The organism is Microvirga sp. P4_A5 (assembly GCF_056402495.1).
Genome location: NZ_JBFUHH010000159.1, coordinates 1 through 5530, shown reverse-complemented (window position 1 = coordinate 5530; position 5530 = coordinate 1). Strand labels below are relative to the sequence as shown.

At 62.6% G+C, this 5530-nt stretch carries 3 protein-coding genes and 1 pseudogene; 3 read left to right on the top strand and 1 reads right to left on the bottom strand.

The features are described 5' to 3' along the window. Positions 1 to 174: pseudogene (locus AC1DVM_RS22360) on the top strand (RDD family protein); the annotation flags it as partial. A gap of 101 nt (positions 175 to 275) precedes the next feature. Beyond that, positions 276 to 1022, top strand: coding sequence for an arginyltransferase (locus AC1DVM_RS22355; RefSeq protein ID WP_477258210.1), 747 nt, complete (start codon positions 276 to 278; stop codon positions 1020 to 1022). Between the two features lie 305 nt (positions 1023 to 1327). Here AC1DVM_RS22355 and parC read toward each other — a convergent pair whose 3' ends face one another. Beyond that, on the bottom strand, positions 1328 to 3571 hold the full coding sequence (gene parC / locus AC1DVM_RS22350; RefSeq protein ID WP_477258208.1) for a DNA topoisomerase IV subunit A: 2244 nt from the start codon (positions 3569 to 3571) through the stop codon (positions 1328 to 1330). A 245-nt stretch (positions 3572 to 3816) separates the two neighbouring features. Here parC and AC1DVM_RS22345 point away from each other — a divergent pair. Then, the coding region (locus AC1DVM_RS22345) for a TolB family protein (protein WP_477258206.1) at positions 3817 to 5530 on the top strand (1714 nt) is incomplete at its 3' end.

The following is a 5530-nucleotide window of genomic DNA, read 5'->3' as shown; positions in this document are numbered from 1 at the left end:
ATGAATGGCGGCCGCCCGACCGCACTCGCGGCCGCCGTTCACGCTCTTTTGTTCTACGTCGCCGTATCGACCTTCATCCTGTGGGCCGGCGATATCCTGCTCGGCCTGTTCCGGAACGATGCGCGGTTTGGCCACGATCTCCTGACCGGCCTCTTCGTCGTGCGGGCGAGCTGACCGCCCGTGAACCTAGCGTCAGCTTTTGCTGGACGTGACCGGCACCAATGGTATCCTTGGGCGTAAACCAGCGCCCAAGGGCTCTCGACGAAGGCAAAGGCGTGACGAGTCAGCCGCGCGACGCACCGCAATTCTATCTCACTTCGCCCTCCCCCTGTCCTTACCTGCCGGGCAAGGAGGAGCGGAAGGTCTTCACGCACATTATCGGGCGGCGCGGCCGCGAGTTGAACGAGATCCTGACGCAAGGGGGATTCCGACGCTCGCAGACGATCGCCTATCGGCCTGCCTGCGATCTCTGCAATGCCTGCGTGTCGGTGCGCGTTCTCGTGAACGAGTTCAGCTCCTCCGGAAATATGCGCCGGATCATGAAGGCCAACCGCGACCTCATCGGCGAAGTCATCCCCAACCGGCCCTCCTCGGAGCAATATTCGCTGTTCCGCCGCTACCTCGACACGCGGCATTCGGATGGCGGCATGGCCGACATGAGCGTGCTCGACTACGCCATGATGGTGGAGGACAGCCACGTCGACACCCGCATCATCGAATACCGCCGCCGGGGCATCGATAGCGCGATCACGGGCCGCGGCGAAGGCGACCTCATCGCCGTGTGCCTCACCGACGAGATGAGCGACGGCCTCTCCATGGTCTATTCGTTCTACGATCCGACGCTCGACGACCGCAGCCTCGGCACCTTCATCATCCTCGACCATATCCGCCGGGCGACGGCGATGGGCCTGCCTTATCTGTATCTCGGCTACTGGGTCGAGGGCTCGAAGAAGATGGCCTACAAGGCGCGCTTCACTCCGCAGGAGCGTCTGCTGCCGGCCGGCTGGGCGCGGGTAGGGTAGACGTCGCTAGCTCATCCTGAGGGTTTGGCCGATAAAGCGCCGGCAGCTCTCCTCCCCCGTGTGGGGAGGAGTTGGAGGTGGGGGTGTTGGCGAGAGCTATGAGCGTCCAGCGCTCCCACTCCTACCCTAACCCTCCCCACGAGGGGGTGGGAAACTCCGCCCCATGTCGGACACGATCTTACCTCGCCGGAACGCCACAGCTTCGTCATGCGCGGGCTTGACCCGCGTACCCACGTCTTTTTGCACCGTCACAAGTCGTAGGTGGCCGGGTCAAGCCCGGCCATGACGGCAGGTTTGGACGATCTTTACTCGAACCGGTTGCTCTTCGGAAATCCCTTCGGCGGCAGACGGCCGGCCTCAGCGCGGTTGCCGATCCAGTCTCGCAGGTCGTCCTTGCCCACCGTCCAGGTGCGCCCGGCGGTGTCCTTCCAGGTCAGGCCTTCCGACAGCCGGAAGACCTTGGCGTCCGAGATGCCGCCGTCCTTGTAGCGTTGCAGGCGCACGCCCTTGCCGCGCGTCATTTCCGGCACCTGCGTCAGCGGGAACACGATGAGCTTGCGGTTCTGGCCCACCACCGCCACGTGGTCGCCCTCGGCCCCCGCGCAGATGACCGTCTTCGCGCCCGCATCCACGTTGAGGATCTGCTTGCCCTTGCGGGTATTGGCCGTGACGTCGTCCGTCGGCACGACGAAACCGCGCCCGTCCGTGCCGGCCACCAGCAGCTTCGCACCGGTTTTGTAGGGGAAGACCGCGATGATGTCCGCCCCCTCCTCCAGATCGGCCATGAGCCGGATCGGATCGCCGAAGCCGCGACCGCCGGGGAGTTTGGACGCTTCCAGCGTGTAGAACTTTCCATTGGTCGTCACGACGACGATCTTCGCGGTGGTCTCCGTGAAGAACGAGGTCTTGAGGCTGTCGTCGCCCTTGAACTGCACGCTGGACAGGTCGGCCAGATGACCTTTGAGCGCCCGGATCCAGCCCTTCTCCGAGACGATGACCGTCACCGGTTCGCGCTCCACCATGGCCTCGGCGAAATCGATGTCGGAGGTATCGGGCATCTCCGCGAAGGTGGTGCGGCGGCGTCCAATCGCGGTATCGGGGCCGAAGGCCTTGCGGACCTCCTTGATCTCCCAGGCCACGGTTTTCCATTGCTGCTTGTCGGAGCCCAGCAGGTCCTCGATGGAGGCCTTCTCGTCCTGCAGGCTCTTCTGCTCGCGCTTGAGCTCCATTTCCTCGAGCTTGCGCAGTGAGCGCAGGCGCGTGTCGAGGATGGCGTTGGCCTGCATCTCGGTGAGCTTGAAGAACCGCATCAATTCGGCCTTCGGTTCGTCATCCTCGCGGATGATCTTGATCACCCGGTCGAGGTCGAGATAGACGATCAGCAACCCGCCCAGAATTTCGAGGCGCTTGTCGATGGCGGCGAGCCGGAAGGTGGAGCGGCGCACCAGCACCTCGCGGCGGTGGTCGAGCCATTCGCGCAGGCATTCCGCGAGGCTCAGGACCTTGGGCACCTTGCCGCCGGCAAGCACGTTCACGTTCATTGGAATACGGCTTTCGAGCTCGGTGAGCCGAAACAGCGATTCCATCAGGATGATCGGATCGACGGTCCGGGAGCGCGGCTCCAGCACGACCCGGATATCCTCCGCCGATTCATCGCGCACGTCGGCGAGAAGCGGCAGCTTCTTGTCCTGCAGCAATTCGGCGATCTTTTCGATCAGGCGGGATTTCGGCACCGAATAGGGGATCTCGGTGATGACGATGTTCCACGTCCCCCTTCCCGTATCCTCCTTCTCCCACCGCGCCCGCACGCGAAACGACCCGCGCCCCGTACGGTAGGTCTCGGCCATCGAGGCCGGAGTCTCGACGATGATGCCGCCAGTCGGCAAATCCGGGCCGGGCACGAATTGCGCAAGATCGTCGGATGTCGCGCCGGGTTCCTTGATGAGATGCAAAGCCGCGTCGCAAAGCTCGTAGGCGTTGTGCGGCGGGATCGACGTCGCCATGCCGACCGCGATGCCCTGCGAGCCGTTGGCGAGCAGGTTCGGGAACGCGGCCGGCAGGACGATCGGTTCCTCGTTGGTCTGGTCGTAGGTCTCGCGGAAATCGACCGCGTCCTCGTCGATGCCTTCGAGCAACAGCCGCGCCACCTCGGTGAGCCGCGCCTCGGTGTAGCGCATGGCCGCCGCGTTATCGCCGTCGATATTGCCGAAATTCCCCTGCCCCTCGACCAGCGGGTAGCGCTGGGCGAAATCCTGCGCCATGCGCACGAGCGCGTCATAGATCGATTGGTCGCCATGCGGATGATATTGACCCATCACGTCGCCGACCACGCGGGCGCATTTCTTCGGCGCCGACTTCGGATCGAGCCGCAGGAGCCGCATGGCGTGGAGGATGCGGCGATGGACCGGCTTCAGCCCGTCTCGCGCATCCGGCAGCGCCCGGTGCATGATGGTGGAGAGCGCATAGGCGAGGTAGCGCTCCTCGAGCGCATCCTTGAGATTGATCGACTCGATTTCCCCGCCGGACGGCGGATTGACGACCTTACCCATGAAAAAATCCCGTCATGACAATCTGAAAAGCGCGAATCGTCGAGAACATATCAGAAACGAATCGGCTTGAAAGAGCTCCCCTCGCCCCAAGGGCGAAGGTGGACCGCTCATGCCGCAACCCGCCGCCGAGAGCAACTCGCCCTGTGACGGTTCTGCCCAGTCGTTCGATGTTGAGTTGTTAACATTATTGCGTTACGTAAATGGTGCAACCGTCCTTCCCTCCCTGATCCTCTGCGGGAACTTCCATGCCATTCACCTTGCAGGTCCTGACCACCACCCCTGTTCATTCCGACGACATCGTGAGGCGGGTTTCGGTGTCATCGGTTGGAGGCGAGGCCAATGCCCGAAGCGCGCTGCCGAGCTTCAGCGCCAACGGGCGCTACGTCGTGTTCGAGAGCATAGCGACCAATCTCGGTGCCAACACAGGCGGCCTCACGGCGGTCTTCCGGAAGGACCTGATCTCCGGCGCCGTCACGCTGGTCTCGGCGGCGGGCGACGGGACCTCGGCCGACGCGACCGCCCAGCGGCCATCGGTGAGCGCGGACGGGCGCTACGTGGTTTTTGAAAGTCGCGCCACCAATCTCCTCGCCGGCGTCACCGGCGTCCAATCGCACATCTTTCGCAAGGATTTGGCGACAGGCACGATCGAACTCGTATCCTCGACAGCCGGCACCAATCCAGAGGAGGGCAATCAATGGAGCTTTTTGGCGCAGATCAGCGACGATGGGCGCTACATTTCCTTTGTGAGTCATGCCACGAACCTCGTGGCCGGCGACGCTAACCTGCGGAGCGACGTCTTCCGGAAGGACATGGTGACCTGCGAGGTCAAACTCGTTTCCGTTTTGGCTGACGGCACGCAGGGCAACAACTCCGTCGATACTGCGCAAATGAGCGGTGATGGACGCTATGTCGTCTTCGACAGCTATGCCACCAATCTCGTGGCGGGCGATGTCAACGGCAGCTCCGACGTCTTTATCAAGGATCTGATCACCGGCGATCTCACCCGTGTATCGGCCAAATCCGACGGGTCGGGATCGAATGGCGGAAGCTATTATCCCCAGATCAGCGCGAATGGCCGTTACGTCGTGTTTACCAGCGAAGCCACGGACCTCGCTACGGGAGCGGATAACGGCTTTTATCAGGTTTTCCGCAAGGATCTTGTAACTGGGGAGATCGTACTCGTCTCGCGCGCCGGGAATGCGGGCCCGCAAGGAAGCGAAGACAGCGACAACGCGAGCATCAGCGCGGACGGGCGCTACGTGATTTTCGAAAGCTATGCCGACAACCTCGTGGCGGGCGATACCAATGAGGCGACGGATATTTTTCGAAAGGATCTTTTGACAGGCGATATCGTGCGATTGACGAGCCCGTTCGCCGCCAGGGGCTTCGAGGAGGCAAACCGCGACACGATGTCGGGGCACGTCAGCGGGAACGGGAACTTCCTGGTCTTTCAAAGCTCGGCGACGAACCTCGTCGAGGACGTTTTCGGGTCCCTGTCGGTCTTCAGAAAATACCTCAACACCGGAGCCATCGAGCGGGTTGCATTTTCGCTGGATGATATGCCTGCGGGCGGGCAATTCAGCGAAATCACCGACGACGGCCGCTACGTCGTGTTTGAGAGCTCCGCGTCGAACCTGGTGACCGGTGACGTGAACGGCGCCGTCGACATTTTCAGAACGGACATGCAGACCGGCACGACAGAAATCGTGTCGGCCAGCGGTAACACGGCGCAAAGCCAGGGCGCCAAGAGCAGTGGCGGCGCTCATGTCGATGGTAGCGGACGTTACGTCGTCTTCGAGAGCGCCTCAGCCAATCTCATAAGTGGCGACAGCCAAACATTCATCGACATTTTCAGGAAGGACATGGTGACGGGAGACCTCGTGCGGATCTCCACGAGCCTCAACGGCACGAGCGCCGCCAACGGCGAGAGTTACGGGTCTAATATCAGCTCGGATGGGC

Coding starts and splice junctions, on each gene's coding strand:
- parC (WP_477258208.1), bottom strand. CDS start 3,571: ATGGGTAAGGTCGTCAATCCGCCGTCCGGCGGGGAAATCGAGTCGATC.